Here is a 21,355-nt window from a genome sequence, read left to right as displayed (position 1 = left end):
GTCGTCCCCCGATAGGGTGGCCCGCATGAGCGCGCGGGAGGTCTCCTTCACCACGCTGCTCAGGCGCGCCGGGGCCTCTGAGCCGGCGCGCGCCGAGAGGCTGATCCGGGAGATCGAGGAGGTCTCCGGCGTCACGCTCGAGGACCCGGCGCACGCCGTCTCGTACCTGGCGGATCCCGACGCGGGTCTGCTGCAGCTGCTGCGGCTCGCGGAGTCGGCGCGGGACGCGGGCCTGAGCGCGGAGTTCGCCGCGCTGTCGTCCTCGCCGGGCGGCATGCGTCTGGGCGTGCTGCTCGGGGGCTCGCTCGCGCTCGGGGACTTCCTGATCCGGCACCCGGAGATGCTGCGCGACTTCCTCGACTGGGACTCCGCCGCCTCGTTCACCCGCATGGACTTCCGTGCGCGACTGCTCGAGGCCGTCGGGGCGGACCCCTCCGACGCCGCCCCGGTCGCGACGCTCGGGGGCCGTGAGGGCGTCGCCGCGATGCGGGTCGCCTACCGGCGGGCGCTCACCCGGATCGCCGCCGAGGATCTGTTCGAGCACGTGCCCGCCACGATCTTCCCCGCCGTCGCCGCCGCGCTCGCCGACCTCGCCGGCGCCGCCCTCGAGGCCGGGCTCGCGATCGCCCGCGCCGACGATCCGGAGCATGCGGCCACCCGGCTCGCGGTCATCGCGATGGGCAAGTGCGGCGCGCGCGAGCTGAACTACGTGTCGGACGTCGACGTGATCTACGTCGCGGAGCCCGCCGAGGGGGTCTCGGACGACGTCTCGCTGCGGGTCGCGACGAGGCTCGCGATCGCCGCGGCCAAGGCCTGCGGCGGCATGGGGGTCGAGCCCGCCCTCTGGGAGGTCGACCCGAACCTGCGTCCCGAGGGCCGCGACGGGCCGCTGGTCCGCAACCTCGCGTCGCATCAGGCCTACTACGAGCGCTGGGCGCAGACCTGGGAGTTCCAGGCCCTGCTCAAGGCCCGGCCGGTCGCCGGAGACCCCGAGGTGGGGGCGGCGTACGTCGAGCGCCTGCACCCGATGGTGTGGAAGGCCGTCGAGCGCGAGGGCTTCGTCGAGTCGGCTCAGGCGATGCGCCGCCGGGTCGAGGAGCACGTCCCGGCGGCCGAGTCGGGACGCCAGATCAAGCTCGGTCCCGGGGGCCTGCGCGACGTGGAGTTCACCATCCAGCTGCTCCAGCTGGTCCACGGCCGCGCCGACGAGTCGCTGCGCGTGCGGGGCACCCTGGACGCGCTCGCCGAGCTGCGCGCCGCCGGTTACGTCGGACGGCCGCAGGCGGCGGCGATGGACCGCTCCTACCGCCAGCTGCGCGTCTGGGAGCACCGCCTGCAGCTCCGGAAGCTCACGCGGACGCACCTGATGCCGGACGCCGATCAGGACCGTCGGATCCTCGCGCGCGCGTCGGGCTTCGCCACGGTCGAGTACATGGAGGAGGTGTGGACGGACATCCGGCGCGACGTGCGCGCGATGCACCTCGAGATGTTCTACCGGCCGATCCTCCCGGTGGTCGCGCGCCTGAGCGAGGACGAGGCGCGGCTGGACGATGCGGCGGCCAAGGAGCGCCTGGCGGCCGTGGGTTTCGTGGATCCGGCGGGTGCCTACCGGCACATCCAGTCGCTGACGGAGGGCACCAGCCGCTCCGCATCGATCCGCCGCCAGCTGCTGCCCGCCATGATCGGCTGGTTCGCGCAGGGCGCCGATCCCGACGCGGGGCTGCTCGCGTTCCGGCAGCTGTCGGAGCAGATGGGCGACCAGCAGTGGTTCCTCAAGCTGCTGCGCGACTCGGGGACGGCCGCACAACGGCTCGCCCGCCTCCTGTCGACCTCCCGCTACGTCGCGCGGGCGCTGCTGGCCTCCTCCGAGGGCGTCACGTGGCTCGACCGCGACGAGGACCTGGTGCCCCGCTCCTACGAGCGGATGTGGACCGAGGCCGACGCGATCCTGCGGCGCTCCAACGACCCGGAGCAGGCGGCCACCGCGATGCGAGGCCTGCGCCGGCGCGAGCTTGCGCGCGTCGCCTCGGCTGACGCGCTCGGCCTGATCAACGCCTCGGACGCCGCCGAGGCCGTGTCCCACGCCGCCGACATGCTGATCGAGGGCGCGCTGCGCATCGCGCGGCACAACGTCGCGACGTCGCGGGGGCTCGAGGAGCTGCCGATCCGGTTCGCGGTGATCGCGATGGGCCGCTACGGCGGCCTCGAGATGAGCTACGCGTCGGACGCGGACGTGCAGTTCGTCTGGGACGGCCAGGCGCCGGACGGCCAGGCCATCGCGGTGCAGATGGCGCAGGAGATCCGCAGCATCCTGCAGAGGGTCGGGCCCCAGCCGCCGCTGGAGATCGACGCGGACCTCCGTCCCGAGGGGCGCAACGGCCCCCTCGCGCGATCGCTCGAGTCGTGCTCGACGTACTACGGCCGGTGGTCGGACCCGTGGGAGGCGCAGGCGCTGCTCCGCGCGCAGCCGGTGGCGGGCGACCAGGGCCTGCGCGACGCTTTCGTCGCGATGATCGACGAGGTCCGCTACCCGGTGGAGCTGCCGGACGGCGCGCTCCGGCAGATGCGCACGCTCAAGGCGCGGATGGAGGCCGAGCGGCTGCCGCGCGGCGTCGACCCGCGCCGGCACCTCAAGCTCGGCCCCGGCGGGCTGTCCGATGTCGAGTGGTGCGTGCAGCTCCAGCAGCTGCGGCACGGGCGCGCGCACGCCGAGCTGCGCACCACGCGCACCCTCGAGGCGCTCGCGGCCTGCGCCGACCTGGGCCTCATCGGGCGTGGCGACGCAGCCAAGCTGCGGGAGGCGTGGGTGCTCGCGACGGATCTGCGAGGGGCGATGGCGTTGAGGGGTGCGGCGCGCGACACGGACGTCCTTCCGGCGGATATCCGCGAGTTGGGCGTACTTGCTGAGATTCTTGGTACACAGATGTCCGGTGCTGAGCTGGACGAACGATTCACGCGGGCCTCCCGACGAGCGAGGGCAGTGACGGAGCGCGTGTTCTTCGGCTGGGAGGTGGGGCGCACGTGAACTGGGCCCGCACGGTGGTATCGGCGCTGATCATCCTGGTGGCCGCGTCTCTGTTCTCCGCATGGGCGGTCAGCGCCGTCGCGGTCCGCGCGATCGAGGACGGCACCGCCGTCCACGGGATCGCGGAGGACGCGCTCGACGACCCCGAGGTCGTGGCGGCGTTGGGCGATGCCGTCGCCGACTCCGCGGTCGCCGGCCTGCAGGCGAGAGGCATCGACCCGGCGCGCCTGGGCCTCGAGGATGCGCTCCGGACCCTCATCACCGACGCGGTCGACAGCGACACGTTCAAGGAGTCCCTGCTGGAGCAGGTGGATGCGGCGCACGAGCAGCTCGCGGCCCAGCTCGGCAGCACGCTCACGACCCCGGCGCCGCTGACGCTCGAGATCGACGTGTCCGGCTACGTCAACGCGCAGATCGACACGATCCCGCTCGTCGGCGTGCAGATCCCCGACATCCAGGTGGACCCCATCGAGGTCGAGGCGCTCGACGCGGAGACGTTCGACGACGTGCGCAGCGCCTACCAGTGGCTCCGGATCGCGCAGGACTGGGCGCTGTGGACCGGCATCGGCGTGGTCGTCGTCGGCATGTTCGTGACGCTCCGACTCCGCTGGTTCCTGCCGAAGGTCGGAGCGGCCACCGCCGCGATCGCGGGGGCGCTGTTCGTCGGCACCCACTTCTGGGGCGTCGAGGCGGTCGTGGCGCTGCTGCCCGGCGGCAAGGACGGCTCGATCGGACGGCTGATCCTCGAGGTGGTCACCGAGGCCGCGGTGCCCGCGGTCGAGCTCCGCCTGCTCGAGCTCGCCGCGTGGGCGCTGATCATCGGGCTGGTGTTCTTCCTCATCGGGGTGCTCACGTACCCGCGCCCCAAGCCGCAGTACCGCTGAACAGCTCGGCGTGCCCCGGGGCACGCCCTCAGCCGGCGCCGTGCCGCTCGAGCAGCGGGGAGATCTGAGCGGAGCCGACGGCGCGGGCGCTCTGCGCGGCCCCGGCCTCCAGCGCCTGTCCCAGCAGCTCGCCGGTGATGCGCGACGCCCCGCCGACCTCGACCGCGAACGCCATCAGCCCGGCCGCGAAGGCGTCGCCGGCGCCGTTCGCGTCCACCACCGCGACCTCGGGCGCGGCGATCCGCACCATCGCGCCGTCGGCGGTCGCGCCGAGCGCGCCGTCGGCGCCCAGCGTGCAGACGGCGAGGGTGGTGCCGGCGGCGATCCGATCGCGCAGGTAGGACCCGGGATTGCGGATCCGGTCCCGGTTCATGATGAGGACGTCGGCCGCGTCGACGAACGGCCGGTGGAATCCGTCCATGCCGTCGTAGTCGTGGACGTCGCACCACACCTCGTGGGCGAGCGCCGTCGCCTCCGGGATGAGCGCGCGGCCCACGTCCGAGAGGTCGAGGAACACCGCGGCGGCATCGGTCATGGCCGCCAGCGCGACCGAGCGTGCGCGGCGCAGCTCCTCGGCGGGGAGCGGCCCGGACGGCTGCAGATAGATCGAGACGCGTCCGCCGTCGGCCGCCATGAGGTTGAGGTGGCGCTCGGTCGGGCCCTCGGCACGGACCTCGCGCACGTCCACCCCGCACGCCCGCAGCTGCGCCATGAGCGCGTCGCCCGCGGCATCGTCCCCCCGCGTGGTCAGCAGCGTGGGGGACAGGCCGGCGTCCACCAGGTGGAGGGCCTTGCCCGCGGAGGTCCCGCCCAGCACGGTGCGGTGCCCGAGCGCGAACACCGTATGGGGCTCGGGGCGGGGCAGCGCGTCGAGCGCGACCAGCTGGTTCTCGCTCGTGGGCCCCACCACGAGCACGCGGTCACTCACGCGGCCTGCCGGAGGGCACCGCGGTGCTCTTGCGCACTACTAGCTCGTACGGGAGGTCACGGTTGACGTGGTCGCCGGGCGCGTCGGGGGACAGCTCCTCGAGGAGCGTCTCCGCGGCCATCCGCCCCTGCACGACCGGGAACTGGTCGACCGTCGTGAGGCCGAAGAACTCGCCGAGCTCGTGACCGTCGATGCCGACCACCGACAGGTCCTCGGGGACCCGGAGCCCCAGGTCGCGCGCGGCGAGGATGGCGCCGATCGCCATCTCATCGGAGGCGGCGAACAGGGCGGTGGGCCGCTGCGGCGCGCCGAGCATCTGCAGCGTCGCCTGGTAGCCGCCCTGGATGGTGAAGTCCGCGTTCTTGATGAGCCGGGGATCCGGCTCGACCCCGGCGGCGCGCAGCGCCTGCTCGTACGCGGCACGGCGCTTCGCGGGCACGTGGAAGTCCTGCTCGAACGCCTCGTCGCCGCCCAGGTGGGCGATCTCGCGATGGCCGAGCGACAGCAGGTGCTCGGTCGCCAGGGTGGCGACGCCCGCATCGTCCAGGCTGAGCGTGGTGACGCCGGGGATGGGGCCGCCGAGCCCGACGATCGGCTTGCCCAGCAGCGCGATCCTCTCCAGCTCGGCGTCCGACAGCTCGAGGGAGACGGCGATGAACGCGTCGACCCGCTTGCGTCGCAGGAACTCGTCGAAGAGCCGTTGGCGGCGCTCGGCGTGCCTGGTCGTGTCCTCGAGGTGGTAGAGCGTGAGGTCGTAGCCGCCGTCGGCGAGCGCCCGGTGGGCGCCCTTGAGCACGGCGGCGTAGAACCAGCTGCCGAGGTAGGGCATGACCATGCCGATGTTCCGCGTCCTGCCCGAGGCGAGGGACGATGCGGTCGCGGAGGCGACGTAGCCGAGCGACCGGGCGGCCTCCTCGACGCGCTCGCGCGTCGCGGCGGAGACGGACGGCTTGCCGGCGAGGGCCCGCGAGACCGTCGCGGTGGAGACGCGTGCCAGGTCCGCGACCTGCTGGATCGTCGCCAACGCCGGCTCCTTCCCTCGCTGTGCGGCCCGCACCTGCATGCTACTCGGCTGCGCGCACCCAGACGGTCGTGTCGGGCGGCAGCAGGTCGCCGTCGAACGGGCTCGACGCCACGAGGACCTCGCCATGCACCTTCACGGGAGCGCCGTCGAGGTTCGCGATCACCCGGACGCCGCCGTTGTCGAGCGACAGCACGCCGGCGGGGGCGTCGCGCCACGCGATCGCGCCGGCGCCGAGGCCTCGTTCGCGCCGCAGCCGCAGGGCATCGCGGTACATCTCGAGCGTCGAGCCCACCGTGCCGCGCTGGCGGTCACGGGCGAGCACGCCGTACAGGTCGGGCTGGGGGAGCCACGTCTCCCCGGTGGACGAGAACCCGTAGGCCGCTCGGTCCGCCTCCCAGGGCAGCGGGACGCGGCAGCCGTCGCGGCCGTAGCGCTCTCCCTCGGTCCGGTGCCACGTCGGGTCCTGTCGCGCGTCGCCCGGGATGTCGATCGCCTCGGGAAGGCCCAGCTCCTCGCCCTGGTAGAGGTAGGCGCCGCCGGGCAGCGCGAGCATGAGCAGGGTCGCGGCGCGTGCGCGGCGGATGCCCTCCTCGATGTCGGGGAGCCCGGGCGTCTCGGGCCCGACCCCGTGGCCCTGCGGCGCGTCCTCGCCCAGCGACAGGCGGGTCGCGTGGCGGATCATGTCGTGGTTCGACAGCACCCAGGTGGAGGGAGCGCCGACCGCGCCGAACGTCTCGAGCGAGTCGTCGATCACCTGGCGCAGCGCCTCGCCGTCCCAGGGTGCCTCCATGTACCCGAAGTTGAAGGTCTGGTGCATCTCGTCGGGACGCACCCAACGGGCCATGAACTCGAGCGGGTACACCCACGCCTCGGCGGCGAGGATCCGGTCGCCCGGGTACTCGTCGGTGACCCGGCGCCACCGGCGCCAGATCTCATGGACGCCGTCCTGGGCCCAGTAGGGCGACTGGGTCGCCGCCCCGCCGCCCATGGAGGCCTCCTCCTGGGACTGCACGAAGTCGGGCAGTCCGGGCGCCTTGATCAGCCCGTGCGCGACGTCGACGCGGAAGCCGTCGACCCCGCGGTCGAGCCAGAAGCGCAGCACGTCGTCGAACTCGGCGCGCACCTCCTCGAGCTCCCAGTTGAGGTCGGGCTGGGCGGTGTCGAAGATGTGGAGGTACCACTGGCCGGGCGTGCCGTCCGGCTCGGTCACACGCGTCCACATCGGCCCGCCGAAGACGGACTCCCAGTTGTTCGGTGGCAGCTCGCCGTTCTCGCCCGTGCCGTCGCGGAACACGTAGCGCTCGCGCTCGGGCGATCCGGGCGCGGCGGCGAGCGCGGCCTGGAACCAGGGGTGCTGGTCGCTGCTGTGGTTCGGGACGATGTCGACGATCACGCGGATGCCGAGCGAGTGAGCGCGCTCGATCATGGCGTCGAAGTCCGCGAGGGAGCCGAAGATCGGGTCCACGTCGCGGAAGTCTGACACGTCGTAGCCGGCGTCCTTCTGCGGGGAGCGGTAGAACGGCGACAGCCACACCGCGTCGATCGCGAGATCGGCCAGCTCCTCGAGGCGGGCGGTGATGCCGGGCAGGTCGCCGATGCCGTCGCCCGAGGCGTCCGCGAACGACCGGGGATAGATCTGATAGATGACCGACGACCTCCACCACTCGGTTCCTGCGGTGGGCGCGGTTGCGTCGGTGGGGGCCACGTCGTCCTCTCGAGGGGTGCGGTGCTGCGATCCTGCTGGTCGGACACCGCCCGCGCGTCGATGAGCGCGCGGCGTCCTGGACACCAATGTAAGCGTTTGCAGGCGGTGCCACAAATCCGACCCCGCCGCACGCGGTCGGCCCCGGGCGCGGCTGCCGCGGGAGGTTCCGTGCGACCCGTGCGCGTGCCCGCGAAATACGAGGCGCGTCCGCGGCGTTCGACACCTCACCAGACCCGAGCCGACGCCGACGGGGCGTCGCCCGATCAGAAGGAGCGGTCGTGACCCTCACCTGCCCCCTGCTGCGATCGCGTGCCCGCGACCTCGAGGCCACCATCGCCGAGCCCGCCGCCCTCACGCCCGAGCCCGCCACGGTGCGCACCTCGGTGCGGGTGCCGCTGCGGTTCGCTGACGGCCTTGCCGCCACGGGGGACGTGGTCACGTTCGACGGCCTGGTCGACGGGCGGGAGCATCTCGCGATCGGGTTGGGGGACTGGCGCGGCGCCCTGGAGCGCGCCGCCGCCGGCGGCGCGGCCCCGCTGGTGCGGCCTCACTCCGAGTGCCTCACGGGCGACGTGCTGGGCTCGGAGCGCTGCGACTGCGGCCCGCAGCTGCGCGAGGCCGTCGAGCGCATCGCGGAGTCGGGCGGATTCCTGCTGTACCTGCGCCAGGAGGGGCGCGGGATCGGCCTTTACGCCAAGCTCGACGCGTACGCGCTTCAGGATGCCGGCCTCGACACCTACGAGGCCAACGTGGCGCTCGGCCGCGGCGAGGACGAGCGCGACTACGCGCCCGCCGCCCAGATGCTCCGCGCCCTCGGGGTCGACCGGATCCGGCTGCTGAGCAACAACCCGGACAAGGCGGCGCAGCTCGAGCTGCTCGGCGTCGACGTGGACGAGCGCGTGCCCACGGGCGTGCACCTCTCGGGCGCGAACGCCCGCTACCTCGAGACCAAGGTGCGGCACACCGCGCACACCATCGCGCTGCCCGACCCCGTGTGAGCGCTGGGCCGCGCCGCCCGTCGGACCGGCGCGCTACGGTGGGCGCATCGGTCGAGGAGGGACCCAGATGCGCGCGCTGCTGCTGGAGGCACCGGGAGATCCGTCGGGCCTGCGTCTCGGGGAGATCGAGCCGCCCGCGCTCGACCCGGGCGCGGTGCTGATCGCGGTCGAGGCCTGTGGGCTCAACCCCGTCGACGCCTCGACCGCGCGCTCGGGACATCCGGCGTGGACCTACCCGCACGTGCCGGGGCTCGACATCGTCGGACGGGTCGAGGCGGTGGGCGAGGCCGTCGGACACCTCGGGGCGGGCGACAGGGTCGCCGTGCACACGGACCTGCGCCGCGGGGGTGGCCTCGGGGAGCTCGCGGCGGTCGACGCGCGCGCCGTGGCGCTGGTCCCCGCGGGTCTCGGCCCCGTGGAGGCGGCCGCGCTCCCGTGCGCGGGCCTCACGGCGCTGCAGGCCGTCGCGCGGAGGCTCGACGTCGAGCCCGGCGACACGGTGCTCGTGACGGGCGGCTCCGGCGGTGTGGGCGGCTTCGCGGTTCAGCTCGCGGTGCTGGCCGGCGCGCGCGTGATCGCGACGGCGTCGGCGGCGCATCACGAGGCGGTCCGCGAACTCGGCGCGCACGACGTGATCGACTACCGCTCCGAGGACGTGGCCGCACGGGTGCGCGAGCTGACCGGCGGCCGCGGGGTGGACGCGGTGGTCGACACCGTGAGCGCGCGCTCCGCTACCGAGAACCTGTCCCTGCTCGCTCATGGCGGCGGCATCGCCTGCGTCGCCGGTCGCGCGGACCTCTCCGCGGTGCCGCCGTTCACGACGGCGCCGTCGGTGCACGAGATCGCGCTCGGCGCGGCCCATGCCGCGGACGACGAGCGGTCGGTCGCGTGGCTCGCCGAAGGGCTCGAGCTGCTGATGGACCTGGTCGTGGCGGAGGAGGTCGACCCGCTCGTGACCGCGACCGTCACGCTGGCTGAGGCGCCCGCCGCGCTCGCCCGGGTCGGCGAGCGGCATACGCGGGGCAAGGTGGTCGCGGTGCTCACCGAGCACTGAGGCGCGTTGACAGCGCCCGGGACGGGCGCTGTCATGGGAGGACGCCAGGGGAGGGGGCACGGTGGTCTCACGCATCGTCCTGTGCTGCGACGGGACCTGGAGCCGTCCCGATCAGGCCGCGGACGGCACGCCGACGCCGACCAACGTCACGAAGCTCGCGGCCGCGATCGCTCCGACCGGGGACGACGGAGCACGCCAGGCCGTGCTCTACCACCGCGGTGTGGGCACCGACGCCGGCGAACGCCTCCTCGGGGCCGCGTTCGGCGTGGGCCTGTCGCGCATCGTCCGGGACGCGTACCGCGACATCGTCGCCGAGTACACGCCGGGCGACGAGCTGTACCTCATCGGCTTCTCCCGCGGCGCCTACACGGCACGATCCGTCGCGGGACTGATCCGCAACTGCGGGATCCTGCGCCCGGAGCACCGGGACCGGCTCGACGACGCCTACCGCCTGTACCGCTCCCGCGCGTACGGGCCGCACGCGGTCGAGTCCGAGCTGTTCCGGCGCTCCTACTCGCACCCGGACGTCGGGGTCAGGTTCATCGGCGTGTGGGACACCGTGGGCGCGCTCGGCCTGCCGTGGAGCGGCATCCCCGGCGTGCGCCGCCTCAACCGCCGGTGGAGCTTCCACGACACCCGGCTGTCGGGCACCGTCCAGGCGGCCTTCCACGCGCTGTCGATCGACGAGCAGCGCAAGCCCTACGCGCCCGCCGTGTGGGAGCTCCCCGATCCCGAGGGCGGGCAGATCGTCGAGCAGGTCTGGTTCGCGGGCGACCACTCGAAGGTCGGCGGCGGGGTCCTCGCGCACGGCCTGTCGGACATCACCCTGCGGTGGATGGCCGATCGGGCGGTCGAGCACGGGCTCACCCTCCGGCCCGGGTCCTTCGCGGTGGGGGACGATGCGGTGCCGGGCGACGACGAGCTGGTCCCGTTCGCGCCGGACCCAATGGGCGAGGTGGGCGACGCGCGCACCGGGCTGTTCCGCCTGTGGCCGCCGCATGTCCGCCCCCTGGGCGCGGCCGAGGGCGGGCGGGAGTCGGTGGCCGCGACGGCCGTCGATCGCCTCGCGGTCGATCCGGCCTACCGGCCGCGCAACCTCGAGGGCTTCCTCGAGGACGGCGGACCCGTCAGCGACGTGTGACGCGCGCGTCAACGCGCGACGGCGGCGGGAGCGACGGGACCGCGGAGGGCCAGGGGCTCGTCGGCGAGCTCCGCGAAGGCGGCGCGCTCGTCGGCCCGGAGCCCGCGCGGCCGCTGGGTGGCCGGGTCCAGATAGACGATGACCGAGACCGCTCGCGCATAGGTGGTCTCCGGGTCACCCTCGGGCGAGCGGATCTGATGGCACACCTCGATGCTCGCGCCGCCGACGCGGGAGACCCACAGGTCGACGCGGACGGGCCGCTCGGACCACGGCATCGGCGCCAGGTACTCGACCTCGTGCCGTGCGACCACCGCGGAGGCCCGCCCCCGGGCCTGGTCGGCCCGGGAGCGGAACACGTGGAGGTGGCGGATCCGCACCTCCTCGAGGATCGTGAGGAAGGCGACGTTGTTGACGTGGCCGTTGGCGTCGAGGTCGGACCAGCGCACCTCCACCGGGACGGTGATCCGGGTCATCGGCGCCCGCCCTACGGCGCGACCGGCACGGGGTCGGCCTGCCGCAGCGCGACCTTGTTGACCTTCCCGGCGGCGTTGCGGGGGAGCGCCTCGACCTCGACCAGCGCCTTCGGCTGCTTGAAGCGGGCCAGCTTGTCGCCGAGCCAATCCTGGAGCCCCTCGATGTCGAGGCTCGCGCCTGGGCGCAGCGCCACGGCGGCCACGGGCACCTCGCCCCAGCGCTCGTCCGCGCGACCGTAGACGGCCGCCTCGACGATGTCGGGATGGGCGAAGAGCGCGTTCTCGACCTCCGCGCAGTACACGTTCTCGCCGCCCGAGATGATCATGTCCTTGAGGCGGTCGACCACCCAGACGAACCCGTCCTGGTCCTGGCGCACCAGGTCGCCGGAATGGAACCAGCCGCCGGCGAAGGCCTCCGCGGTCTCGGCCGGCTTGCGCCAGTACCCCTTCATCAGGTTGGGCCCGCGGTAGATGATCTCGCCGACGTCGCCGACGGCCACGTCGTTCATCGCGCCGTCGACGATCCGGTACTGCTGCGTGACCAGCGGACGGCCCACGGATCCGAGCTTGTGGATCGCGTCCTCGCCGCGGAGCGCACAGGTGATCGGGGACAGCTCGGTCTGGCCGAACACGGCGACATTGAGGGCGTCCGGGAAGGTGTCGGACATGGTCCGCAGCAGGGTGTCGGAGGCCGGTGCCGCGCCCCAGCTGATGACGCGCAGCTTGAGATCGCGCTCCCGGATCCCCGGCACCGCGCAGATGGCCTGCCACTGCTGCGGGACGTTGAACACGATGGTCGCGCCCTCGCGCTCCCACGCGTCGACCATCTCGACGGGATCGAACGCGCCCAGAGGGTGCAGCACGGTGGGGATGCCGACGATGAAGTTCGCGCCGATCGAGCCCAGACCCGCGATGTGGAACAGCGGAGCCGTGAGGAAGGACACGTCGCGCTCGTTGAAGATGTTGTTCACCCGGATCACGGTGATCGCCTGCGACGTCATGTTGGCGTGATCGAGCATCGCGCCCTTCGGGCGTCCCGTGGTGCCGGAGGTGTACATGATGAGGCAGGTCGTGTCCTCGGGGACGTCGGGCGCCTCGAAGTCGCCGATCGGCTCGGCGAGCAGCGCGGAGATGGGCTCCTGGCCCTCGGCTGCCTCGCCGAAGACGATCACCTTCCGGATGCGGCCGGTCAGCTGGCCCACTGCCGCCACCAGCGGGGCCAGCGGCTGGTCGACCATGATCACGTCCGCGTCCGCGTCGTCGACGATGTACGCGAGCTCGGCGGGTGACAGCCTGATGTTCATCGGGACCGCGATCGCGCCCAATCTGTTGATCGCGAATACCGACTCCACCACCAAAGGATGGTTGAGTGTGAGCATGAGCACGCGGTCGCCGAAGCCCACGCCGCGCCTCCGCAGCGCGGCGGCGATGGTGTCCATGTGGCGTGCGGTGTCCGCCCAGGTGGTCACCTCGCCGCGGAACTTGAACGCGGGACCGTCGGGCCTCATCTCCGCGTGGCTGAGGACCTGGTTCATCCAGTGGTTGCGGCGGATCGCCGCGGGGATGCCGGTGGTGGATTCGCTCATGAGTTGCACCTCGTTGTACGTCGAGCCCTGCGAGCGGCGGCGCCCTTGCCGCGACTCGTCCCTCCCTGCCGGACATCTGGCTGCCCGACTGGCATCATGTTACTCATGATTCACATTTCCTGGCTAGGGCGCCCGGCGTATTGCGCGGCGCGCCGCCGCGACGAGGCGCGATCGTGAGCGGCGCCGAGGCTCCGGCGCCCCCACGGCGCCGGCCGCGGGACCGGCGGCAGTCCATCGAGGCGGCCGCCGCCGCGGCCTTCGCGGAGCGCGGCTACCATCGCGTCGCGATGCAGGACGTGGCCGACGCCGTGGGCATCACCGCGGCGGCGCTCTACCGGCACTTCGCGAACAAGTACGACCTCTTCAGCTCCGTGGCGATGGGCCTGGTCCAGGGCCTCCACGAGGCGGCCGACGAGGTGCCGACGCCGGCGGAGCGCACGCCCGACGAGGCGCGCCGGGAGATCGACGCGCTTCTCGAGGCGTGGACCGTCGCGACGCTGGGCATGCGCACCACCGGCGGGATCTACCGGTGGGAGAGCCGCTATCTGCACGACGACGACCGCCGTGCGCTGCGCGACGAGTTCGCCGCCCTGCGCGAGCGGCTCGGGGGCCCGGTGGGGGTGCTGCGCCCCGAGCTCGACGCCGAGACGCTGGACCTGGTGTGCCGCGCGGCCCTGAGCGCCATCGCCTCGGTGACGATGCACCGCACGGCGATGCCCGGCGCCGCCCTGCGCGCGCTGCTCGAGCACGCTGCCGGCGACGCGCTCGCCTGCGCCGTCGACCCGGTGCCCGCGGTCTCCTCCCAGGCGGCGGAGCCGTCGTCTCCGCCTCGCCGTCGGCGCGACCAGCTCGCGCAAGCGGGCATCGCGCTGTTCGGTGAGCGCGGGTACCACGACGTGACCATCGAGGACATCGCCGGTGTGGTCGGGCTGACGCCGTCGGGCGTCTACCGCCACTTCGCCGGCAAGGCCGAGATCCTGCGCACCGCCTGCGAGCGGGCCGCCGCGGTGCTGGACGCTGCGGCGGAGGAGGCGCTGGGCGGGGACGAGCCGCTGGAGTCGCTGCGGGTGCTCGAGCGCGCGTACATCGCCTTCGCCGTCGACGACCGCGACCTCATGGACGTGTACACGGCTGATGTCGGCGCCCTCGATGCGGAGGACCAGCGGCGCCTGCGACGGCTTCAGCGCGAGCACGTCGACGACTGGGTGGAACTGCTCGGCGCCGTGCGCCCCGACCTGGAGCCTCGCGAGGCGCGCACCCGGGTGCACGCCGGGCTCAACGTGGTCGCCGACCTCGCCGTCGCGCTGCGCCACCGTCCGGCCGCGGACGCCAAGGCGTGGATCCGGCCGATGCTGGAGGCGGTCCTGGGCGTGTGACGCCAGGACCGCCTCCGCGGTCGGCGATCAGCGCTGCGGCTTGGACTTCCCGTGGAGCATCGGGATCATCTTGGCCGCGGTGTGCATGTCCTTCTCGGTGCGATCCATGGTGAGCAGGTTCAGCATCGGCTTGCGGGTCTGGCGTGCGATCGACTTGACCGTGCAGAACTCCCGCAGCCCGTCGGCGCCGTGGATGCGGCCGAAGCCGGAGTCCTTCACGCCGCCGAACGGGAGCGCCGCGACGCCCGCGAAGCCGAGCACGGAGTTGATCGACACCACCCCGGTGCGCAGGCGGCCCGCGGCCCGGTCGGCGGCGCGGGTGTCGCGTGTGAAGATCGCGGCGGTGAGGCCGTACGAGGTCGCGTTCGCGCGGGTGACGGCCTCGTCGAGCGACGCCACGGGGTTGATGACCACGAGCGGCCCGAACGTCTCGTGCTGCACGGCGTCCGAGGACTCGTCCACGTCCGTGATGACGATCGGCGCGATCGTCCGGCCCTGGATGCTCTCCGGGCCGCCGAGCGCGGCGGTGCCGGTCCGCAGCGCATCGTCGACGTGGGCGCGGACCACGTCCGCCTGGGCCGGCAGGGTCATGGGGCCGTACTGGGCGTCGTCGCCGCCGGTGCGCAGGCGCTGCGCTCGCTCGACCACCTTGGCGACGAGCGCGTCCTTGATCGAGTCGACCGCGTACACGCGCTCCACGCCGGCGCATGTCTGGCCCGCGTTGCCCATGCCGCCGAAGACGACGAAGTCGGCCGCGGCGTCGAGGTCCGCGTCGGCGGCCACGAGCACGGCGTCCTTGCCGCCGCATTCCGCGACGATCGGCACCAGCCGCTCGGCGGCGGCGGCCATCACCTTCTTGGCGGTCGCGGTCGACCCGGTGAAGGCGATCTTGTCGATGTCCGCGGCGACCAGCGCCGCGCCGGTCTCGCGGTCGCCGGTCACGGCGATGAGGACGTCGTGACCGACCGTCTCGTCCCAGCGCTCGGCGATCCACACGGCGGCACCCGGCGTGAGCTCGCTGGGCTTGAACACCACGGCGTTGCCCGCGGCCAGCGCATACGAGATGGAGCCCATCGGCGTGTAGAACGGGTAGTTCCACGGTCCGATCACGCCCACGACCCCGTAGGGCTCGTAGCCGACCGTCGCGTGCTGGTTGTAGTTCACCAGGCCCGACTTGACCTTGCGGCGCCTGAGCACGTGCTCGGCGTTCTTGGCGGCCCAGTCCAGGTGGCCGAGCGTGAGCATCACCTCGAGCACGGCGTCGCCATGGGGCTTGCCGGTCTCCGCCGAGATCACGTCCGCGAGCTCGTCCGCCCGGAGCGCGATCGCCGACTTCCACGCCAGCAGGTGCGCGCGCCTGGCGCCGAACCCGAGGTCCCGCCACCAGTCGGCGCCCGAGCGCGCGCGGGCGATCGCGGCGGCCAGCTCGGGCGGGCCGGCGACCGGATAGGTGGCGACGGCCTCGCCGTCGATCGGGTTGCGGGTGGTCAGCTGGGCGCCTCGGACGGGCTGGTCCATCAGGGTCATCGCCGGATCTCCTACTCTCCATTGAGCAGCAACCTGCAGGTGGCACGATTAAGTGAATCGCGCTTCACATGCTAGGACGGGCCGCGTCGTTCCGCAAGGTGGAATCTAATATGGGTTAGAATCCCAGGTATGAACAGCACCGAGGCCGTGGCGTCCTCCGCGACGTCGAAGTCGGCGCAGACGCGCCAGCGCATCCTCGACGCCGCCGCCGAGGTGCTCTCCCGGAAGGGCTACGCGGGCACCCGGCTGTCCGACGTCGCGCAGGTGGCCGGGGTCCAGGCGCCCGCGATCTACTACTACTTCTCCTCGCGTGACGAGCTGGTCGAGGAGGTCATGTGGGTCGGTGCGAACCGCGTCCGCCTCCACCTCGCGGAGGTGCTCGCGGCGCTTCCCGAGGACACGTCGTGCATGGACCGGCTCATGGTGGCCGTCGACGCGCACCTGCGGTTCGAGCTGCAGCTCTCGCACTACGCGACCGCCTCCATCCGCAACGCCGGCCACGTGCCGGAGCAGCTGCGCATCCGGCCCGCGGCCGAGGAGGCCCTCTACAGCCGGCTGTGGCGCGAGCTCTTCGCCGAGGCGCAGCAGGCGGGGGAGGTGCGGGCGGACCTCGACATCAACATGTTCCGGCTCCTGCTGCTGGGCGCGATGAACTGGGTGGTCGAGTGGTGGAACCCGCGGACCCGCTCGCTCGACGAGCTGGTCGCGACCGCGCAGGCGATGGTGCGCACCGGCGCCGGCGCCGTCTGACGCCGTCCGGGCGCGGCGCGGGCCCGCTACGTGCCGCGACGCCCGGGCAGACGGGCCACGAGCCGGCCGAGCGCCGCGCGGACCAGGCCCACCAGGCCATAGGGCAGGAAGAAGGCGAACGCGATCAGCACCGCGCCGTAGGCCGCGCCGGTGGCCGCCGGGCTGATGCTCGACGTGAGCGTGGGGACGTACTGCACGAACAGCGCCCCGAGCACGGCGCCCGGCACGGTCGCGAGCCCGCCGACGACGATCAGCGTGACGAACGAGATCGACAGGGTGAGGTTGAAGTTCTCCGGGCCGACGAACTCGAGAAGCATGGCGTAGAGCCCTCCGGCCACCCCGGCGTAGGCGGCCGACGCCGCGAACAGGCGGGTCTTGGTCCGCCAGACGTCCACGCCGAGGGTCTCGGCCACGATCTCGGCGTCGCGGACCGCCACGAAGGATCGGCCCAGGCGCCCGCGCGCGAGCCGTCGCGTCACCACGTAGCCGATCGTGGCCGCCGCGAGCGCGAGGTAGTACACCCACTGGTCGTGGGCGAGCGGGATCCAGGCGGGCGGGTCGCCGTCGATCGCGATGCCGCGGCTGCCGTGCGTGAGGGGCTCGAGCGCGCGGATCGCCGCGGGCGTGGCCATGGCCATCGCCAACGTGACCAGGCCGAGCTGGAGCCCGTGCAGCCTCAGCGCCGGCAGCCCCAGCACGTATCCCACGAGGAAGGGCAGCGCCGCGGCGATCGCGAGGGTCGCCGGATGCGGGATGCCCGCCTCGCCGCCCACCGCCACGGCGTACGCGCCGATCGCGAAGAAGGCCGAGTGGCCGAGGGAGACCTGGCCGCCGAACCCGACGAGCAGGTTGAGACCGAGGCCGACGAGCGTCCAGATCATCACGAGCGTCACGGTGAGGTTGATGTAGCTCGGGTTGACCAGCGGCACCACCGCGAGCGCCGCGGCGCCGACGGCGATACCGGCGATGGTGAGCCAGCGCGGGGGAGCGAGCGGGGGACGGGGGCGCCGCAGCCACTCGACGGCGGAGCCGCGCGACGGCCGCGGGCTCCCCGTCCTGCGCCGTGTCGATGTCGCGGTCATACCCGGACCACCTCCCGCCGCCCGAGGATCCCTTGGGGTCTCACCAGCAGCACCACCACGATGATCACGAGCGCGACCACCTGCTTGAAGTCGGAGCCGTGCGGGAGGTAGCTGCCCGCGAGGTTCTCCACCACCCCGACGGCGAGGCCGCCGATCAGCGCGCCGACGGGGGAGTCCAGGCCACCGAGCGTCGCCGCCGCGAAGGCGTAGATCAGGACGGGCGCCATCATGCCCGGGTGAAGGAACAGCTCGGGCGCGATCAGCGTGCCGGCGAGAGCGCCGACCGCGCCGGCGATCGCCCACCCCATGGTCATGGTCCGGCCCGTCGAGATCCCCGACAGCTCCGCGGACTCGGGCGCCGACACCGCGGCCCGCATCCGCAGGCCCCAGCGGGTGAACTCGAAGAGGACGCCGAGCACCACGGCGACGACCAGCACGGTGAGGACGATCCCGATGTCCTGCCGCGACACCGCCACCCCGCCCAGGTCGACGGCGCCTCCGCCGAACAGCGCGGGCACCTCCTTGGTCTGATAGGTCCACGCCCACCCGATCACCGCGTTGATCGCGATCATGAGGCCCAGCGTGACGATGATCAGCGGGAGGGCCTGGTGGCGGCGCGCGAGGGGCCGGATCAGCGCCCTCTCGCTCGCGGCCGAGAGCACCGCGAGCAGGGCCATGGAGACCGGCAGCGCCGCCCAGACCGGCAGCCCCCAGACGACGAGCTGCCAGGACACGTAGGCGCCCAGCAGGGCGAACTCGCCCTGGGCGAAGTTGAGCGTCCGCGACGCCCGGAAGACGAGCACGATCGCGAGCGCGAGCGCGCTGTAGATCGCACCGGTCGCGATGCCGTCGGCCAGCTGCTGCAGGAGCATCCGCGTTCCTCTCTCACACGCCCAGGTAGGCGCGTCGCACCTCGTCGTCGTCCCTCAGCTCGGCCGCGGGGCCGCGCAGGGTGATCTGGCCGCTCTCGATCACGACGGCCTGCTCGGCGATCCCGAGGGCCGCCTGCGCGTTCTGCTCGACCAGCAGCATGGCGGTGCCGGTCTCGCGGCAGAGCACGTCGAGCGTGGCGAACAGCTCGGCGGTGATCTTGGGGGCGAGCCCCAGCGACGGCTCGTCGAGCAGCAGCAGGCGCGGGGCTGACATGAGGGCCCGCGCGATCGCGAGCAGCTGCTGCTCGCCGCCGCTGAGCCCCGAGGCCGGCCGTGCGGCGCGCTCCCCGAGCCGCGGGAACCTCTCCATCCAGCGGTCGGCCTCGGCGCGGGCGGCGCGGCTGGGCCGGGTCGCGCCGCCGACCAGCAGGTTCTCGCGCACGGTGAGGTCGCCGAACGTCCCGCGACCCTGCGGGACGTGAGCGATGCCGGCGGCGGCGATGCGGTAGGGGCTGAGGCCCACGAGCTCGCGGCCGTCGAGCCTGATCGACCCCTCGACCCGCGTGAGGCCCGAGAGCGTCCGGAGCACGGTGGTCTTGCCCGCGCCGTTGGCGCCGAGGACCGCCAGGCGCCCTTCGGCGGGGACCTCGAGGTCGACGTCGTGCAGGACCGTGGCGCGGCCGTAGCCCGCGCTCGCGATCTCCGCCGTCAGGAGGCTCATGCGGCCGTCCCGAGGTAGGCGGCGACCACCCGCGGGTCCCGGGCGACCTCGTGCGGCTCGCCCTCGGCGATCACGCGGCCGAAGTCGAGCACGACCACGCGGTCGCACACGGAGGTCACCAGGCCCATGTGATGCTCGACCAGCAGGATCGCGGCGCCGCGCTCGGTAGCGAGGCGGCGCAGCGTCGCGCCGAGCTCGAGCACCTCCCCGTGCACCAGGCCGTTCGCGGGTTCGTCGACCAGCAGGAGGCGGGGCTCGCCCATGAGCGCGCGGGCGAGCTCGACCCGCTTCAGCGTGCCGAAGGGCAGGGTCCCGACCATCCGTCCGGCCACGTCCGCGAGGTCGAGCTCGGCGAGCAGGGCCATTGCGCGCTCGCGGTGGTCGCGCTCGGACCGGGCCACCGAGGGCAGGCCGAGCGCCGTGGCCCACCAGCCGCCGGCGGCGACGTGATGGGCGCCCGCGAGCACGTTCGCCAGCACGGTCTGGCTCGCGAGCAGGCCGATGTTCTGGAAGGTGCGGCCGACGCCGAGCGCCGCGATCCGGTGCCGCGGCAGGCCCGCGACCTCCCGGCCGGCGATGCGGATGCTGCCCGACTGCGGGCGGTAGAGCCCGCCGATGCAGTTGAACAGGCTGGTCTTGCCGGCGCCGTTGGGTCCGATCAGCCCGACGACCTCGCCGTCGCGCACCTGCAGGCTGGGGCCGTCGAGCGCCTGCAGCCCCCCGAACGAGAGGCGCACCTCGCTCACCGCGAGCAACGCGTCCATGCGGGTCCTCCTTCCTGGGTGCGAGGCCGTCGCTCCCCCGGGGCCGGGGCACGTGGCCCCGGGGGAGGCGGGCTCAGCCGACGGTGTAGGTGCCCTCGGCGACGTCCCACGTGGTCCCGTTGAAGACCTGGATCTTCACCTCGCTGAAGACGTAGGGGTACTCGGGGGACGTGCTCACCGTCACGGGTGCCAGATCGAGCTCGAGCCCGTCGAACGAGGTCGCGGCATCGAGCAGCGCCTCGCGGGTGCAGCCCTCCATCTGCGCCAGCGCCGCCTCGAGGAGCTGGGCGGTCTGGTAGCCCGCGGCGGCGGGCGCGAACATCGCGTTGACCTCGTCGGGGTGAGCCGCGGCGAAGGCCGCCCAGGCGTCGAAGCCGGCGTCGCCTGCGAGCGACGGATCGGTGATGTCCTTCGTGTAGGCGACCGAGACCACGCCGTCCGCGGCACCCTCGCCCGCGGGCTTGAGGAAGAACGTCGCATCCGCCGCGGGAGCGTTGATCACGGTGGTGGCGTCCCAGCCGAGCTCGAGCTTCTTCTTGAGCGACTGCGTCGCGAAGGCGCCGACCGCCCAGTTGAGGAAGATGTCGGCGTCGGACGCGGCGAGCGTGGTCACCTGGCTGTCGACGGTCGCGCTCGCGACCTCGTAGGGCTCGGCCGCCACGATCTCGATGCCGCTGCCCTCGAACGCGGCCTCGAAGCCTGCCTTGATGCTCTCGCCGAAGTCGTCGTTCTGGTAGAGGATGGCCGCCGTCTCGCCGGGGTGGTTCTCGATCAGGTACTGCGCGAGCGCCGAGACCTCGAAGCCGTACTGGGGCATGAAGCCGATGGTCCACTGGGTGCCGTCCGCGTGGAGGCTCATGATCGCATCGGAACCGGTGCCGACGAACAGGTTCGGCACGCCGGTCTCGGAGATGTACGGAGCGACCGAGATCGCGGCCCCCGTGCCCAGCACGCCGGCGAGCGCGAAGACCTCGTCCTGCTCGACGAGCTGGCGGACGTTCGTGGCCGCCTTGGCCGGGTCGTAGGCGTCGTCGACGACCGTCACGTTCACCTGTCGGGTGGTGCCGTCGGCCAGCTCGAGGCCGCCCGCGGCGTTGATGTCGTCGAAGTAGAGCTTGAGGGTCTGGCCGATCGCCCCGTACGCGGCCGCGGGTCCGGACAGGGGGACCGAGTTGCCGATCCTGATCTCCGTGTCGGTGAAGCCGGGGCTGCACGATTCGGCCATCGCCTCCGTGGCCGCGCCCGTGCCGGCGGTGGCGGACGCCTCGGGGTCGGCGCCCGCGGCATCGCGGCCCGAGCAACCGGCCAGGGCCAGGGTGGAGACCGCGAGACCCGCGACCGTGAGAGGCAGGGCGCGGCGGCGACCCGTGCGGTGGGCGATGGACATGGTTCCTCCTCAGATGCGCGGATGCCCGACGCGACGTTCGCGCGTCGAGGCGGGGGAT

General features: G+C 73.2%; 18 protein-coding genes. 7 read left to right on the top strand and 11 right to left on the bottom strand.

Going from position 1 to position 21,355, the window contains the following annotated elements:
• Positions 1-25: 25 nt before the first annotated feature.
• Together QQX10_RS01790 and QQX10_RS01785 are read left to right on the top strand one after the other, a co-directional pair.
• Positions 26-3,025 carry a bifunctional [glutamine synthetase] adenylyltransferase/[glutamine synthetase]-adenylyl-L-tyrosine phosphorylase gene (locus tag QQX10_RS01790; RefSeq protein ID WP_301144472.1) on the top strand — a complete coding sequence of 1,000 codons (3,000 nt, stop codon included), beginning with the start codon at positions 26-28 and terminating at the stop codon, positions 3,023-3,025.
• Positions 3,022-3,909 carry a hypothetical protein gene (locus tag QQX10_RS01785; protein WP_301144471.1) on the top strand — a complete coding sequence of 296 codons (888 nt, stop codon included), beginning with the start codon at positions 3,022-3,024 and terminating at the stop codon, positions 3,907-3,909. Before QQX10_RS01790 ends, QQX10_RS01785 begins: the two co-directional genes overlap by 4 nt.
• Before the next feature lie 28 nt (positions 3,910-3,937).
• Here the strand turns inward: QQX10_RS01785 and QQX10_RS01780 are convergent, their stop codons facing one another.
• From QQX10_RS01780 to QQX10_RS01770, 3 genes are read right to left on the bottom strand one after another with little or no spacing between them, the layout of a single operon-like run.
• Complete coding sequence (locus QQX10_RS01780; protein WP_301144470.1) at positions 3,938-4,837, bottom strand: carbohydrate kinase family protein; 900 nt, start codon at positions 4,835-4,837, stop codon at positions 3,938-3,940.
• Positions 4,830-5,861, bottom strand: coding sequence for a LacI family DNA-binding transcriptional regulator (locus QQX10_RS01775; protein ID WP_301144469.1), 1,032 nt, complete (start codon positions 5,859-5,861; stop codon positions 4,830-4,832). The genes QQX10_RS01780 and QQX10_RS01775 overlap by 8 nt, the downstream gene beginning before the upstream one ends.
• 40 nt (positions 5,862-5,901) lie before the next feature.
• Complete coding sequence (locus QQX10_RS01770; RefSeq protein ID WP_301144468.1) at positions 5,902-7,566, bottom strand: glycoside hydrolase family 13 protein; 1,665 nt, start codon at positions 7,564-7,566, stop codon at positions 5,902-5,904.
• Positions 7,567-7,955: 389 nt separating this feature from the next.
• On the opposite strand from QQX10_RS01770, the gene QQX10_RS01765 reads away from it, so the two are divergent.
• The 3 genes from QQX10_RS01765 to QQX10_RS01755 all read left to right on the top strand — a co-directional run bounded on the left by QQX10_RS01765 (position 7,956) and on the right by QQX10_RS01755 (position 10,759).
• Positions 7,956-8,564: a GTP cyclohydrolase II gene (locus QQX10_RS01765; protein ID WP_436968550.1), complete on the top strand. Its 609-nt coding sequence runs from the start codon at positions 7,956-7,958 to the stop codon at positions 8,562-8,564.
• A 67-nt stretch (positions 8,565-8,631) separates the two neighbouring features.
• Positions 8,632-9,618, top strand: coding sequence for a zinc-binding dehydrogenase (locus tag QQX10_RS01760; protein ID WP_301144467.1), 987 nt, complete (start codon positions 8,632-8,634; stop codon positions 9,616-9,618).
• Between the two features lie 61 nt (positions 9,619-9,679).
• Complete coding sequence (locus QQX10_RS01755) at positions 9,680-10,759, top strand: T6SS phospholipase effector Tle1-like catalytic domain-containing protein (RefSeq protein ID WP_301144466.1); 1,080 nt, start codon at positions 9,680-9,682, stop codon at positions 10,757-10,759.
• Positions 10,760-10,767: 8 nt separating this feature from the next.
• On the opposite strand, the gene QQX10_RS01750 is transcribed toward QQX10_RS01755, so the two are convergent.
• Positions 10,768-11,232: an acyl-CoA thioesterase gene (locus QQX10_RS01750; protein WP_301144465.1), complete on the bottom strand. Its 465-nt coding sequence runs from the start codon at positions 11,230-11,232 to the stop codon at positions 10,768-10,770.
• 11 nt (positions 11,233-11,243) lie between these two features.
• Positions 11,244-12,818, bottom strand: coding sequence for an AMP-binding protein (locus tag QQX10_RS01745; protein ID WP_301144464.1), 1,575 nt, complete (start codon positions 12,816-12,818; stop codon positions 11,244-11,246).
• A 173-nt stretch (positions 12,819-12,991) separates the two neighbouring features.
• On the opposite strand from QQX10_RS01745, the gene QQX10_RS01740 reads away from it, so the two are divergent.
• Positions 12,992-14,194: a TetR/AcrR family transcriptional regulator gene (locus QQX10_RS01740; protein WP_301144463.1), complete on the top strand. Its 1,203-nt coding sequence runs from the start codon at positions 12,992-12,994 to the stop codon at positions 14,192-14,194.
• 27 nt (positions 14,195-14,221) lie between these two features.
• On the opposite strand, the gene QQX10_RS01735 is transcribed toward QQX10_RS01740, so the two are convergent.
• On the bottom strand, positions 14,222-15,721 hold the full coding sequence (locus QQX10_RS01735) for an aldehyde dehydrogenase family protein (RefSeq protein ID WP_301144462.1): 1,500 nt from the start codon (positions 15,719-15,721) through the stop codon (positions 14,222-14,224).
• A 129-nt stretch (positions 15,722-15,850) separates the two neighbouring features.
• Between QQX10_RS01735 and QQX10_RS01730 the strand changes: the two genes are divergently transcribed.
• A complete protein-coding gene (locus QQX10_RS01730; protein ID WP_301144461.1) occupies positions 15,851-16,471 on the top strand; it encodes a TetR/AcrR family transcriptional regulator in 621 nt (206 codons plus the stop codon).
• Positions 16,472-16,497: 26 nt separating this feature from the next.
• On the opposite strand, the gene QQX10_RS01725 is transcribed toward QQX10_RS01730, so the two are convergent.
• From QQX10_RS01725 to QQX10_RS01705, 5 genes are all read right to left on the bottom strand, one after another.
• On the bottom strand, positions 16,498-17,553 hold the full coding sequence (locus QQX10_RS01725; protein WP_301144460.1) for a branched-chain amino acid ABC transporter permease: 1,056 nt from the start codon (positions 17,551-17,553) through the stop codon (positions 16,498-16,500).
• Positions 17,550-18,425 carry a branched-chain amino acid ABC transporter permease gene (locus QQX10_RS01720; protein WP_301144459.1) on the bottom strand — a complete coding sequence of 292 codons (876 nt, stop codon included), beginning with the start codon at positions 18,423-18,425 and terminating at the stop codon, positions 17,550-17,552. The genes QQX10_RS01725 and QQX10_RS01720 overlap by 4 nt, the downstream gene beginning before the upstream one ends.
• 13 nt (positions 18,426-18,438) lie before the next feature.
• Positions 18,439-19,146, bottom strand: a complete 708-nt coding sequence (locus tag QQX10_RS01715; protein WP_301144458.1) for an ABC transporter ATP-binding protein — start codon at positions 19,144-19,146, stop codon at positions 18,439-18,441.
• Complete coding sequence (locus QQX10_RS01710) at positions 19,143-19,910, bottom strand: ABC transporter ATP-binding protein (RefSeq protein WP_301144457.1); 768 nt, start codon at positions 19,908-19,910, stop codon at positions 19,143-19,145. Before QQX10_RS01710 ends, QQX10_RS01715 begins: the two co-directional genes overlap by 4 nt.
• Positions 19,911-19,983: 73 nt before the next feature.
• Positions 19,984-21,297: an ABC transporter substrate-binding protein gene (locus QQX10_RS01705; RefSeq protein ID WP_301144456.1), complete on the bottom strand. Its 1,314-nt coding sequence runs from the start codon at positions 21,295-21,297 to the stop codon at positions 19,984-19,986.
• Positions 21,298-21,355 lie beyond the last annotated feature (58 nt).

This window comes from Demequina lignilytica, assembly GCF_030418305.1.
Taxonomy (GTDB): domain Bacteria; phylum Actinomycetota; class Actinomycetes; order Actinomycetales; family Demequinaceae; genus Demequina; species Demequina lignilytica.
Note: the sequence above shows the minus strand (reverse complement) of the source record. Positions and strands in the feature narration are given on the sequence as shown.

Excerpts from the sequence above, each read along its gene's own strand:
- QQX10_RS01750 (WP_301144465.1), bottom strand. The coding sequence starts at position 11,232 with ATGACCCGGATCACCGTCCCGGTGGAGGTGCGCTGGTCCGACCTCGAC.
- QQX10_RS01710 (WP_301144457.1), bottom strand. The coding sequence starts at position 19,910 with ATGGACGCGTTGCTCGCGGTGAGCGAGGTGCGCCTCTCGTTCGGGGGG.
- QQX10_RS01720 (WP_301144459.1), bottom strand. The coding sequence starts at position 18,425 with ATGCTCCTGCAGCAGCTGGCCGACGGCATCGCGACCGGTGCGATCTAC.
- QQX10_RS01730 (WP_301144461.1), top strand. The coding sequence starts at position 15,851 with ATGAACAGCACCGAGGCCGTGGCGTCCTCCGCGACGTCGAAGTCGGCG.
- QQX10_RS01790 (WP_301144472.1), top strand. The coding sequence starts at position 26 with ATGAGCGCGCGGGAGGTCTCCTTCACCACGCTGCTCAGGCGCGCCGGG.
- QQX10_RS01735 (WP_301144462.1), bottom strand. The coding sequence starts at position 15,721 with ATGACCCTGATGGACCAGCCCGTCCGAGGCGCCCAGCTGACCACCCGC.
- QQX10_RS01715 (WP_301144458.1), bottom strand. The coding sequence starts at position 19,146 with ATGAGCCTCCTGACGGCGGAGATCGCGAGCGCGGGCTACGGCCGCGCC.
- QQX10_RS01705 (WP_301144456.1), bottom strand. The coding sequence starts at position 21,297 with ATGTCCATCGCCCACCGCACGGGTCGCCGCCGCGCCCTGCCTCTCACG.
- QQX10_RS01745 (WP_301144464.1), bottom strand. The coding sequence starts at position 12,818 with ATGAGCGAATCCACCACCGGCATCCCCGCGGCGATCCGCCGCAACCAC.
- QQX10_RS01725 (WP_301144460.1), bottom strand. The coding sequence starts at position 17,553 with ATGACCGCGACATCGACACGGCGCAGGACGGGGAGCCCGCGGCCGTCG.
- QQX10_RS01760 (WP_301144467.1), top strand. The coding sequence starts at position 8,632 with ATGCGCGCGCTGCTGCTGGAGGCACCGGGAGATCCGTCGGGCCTGCGT.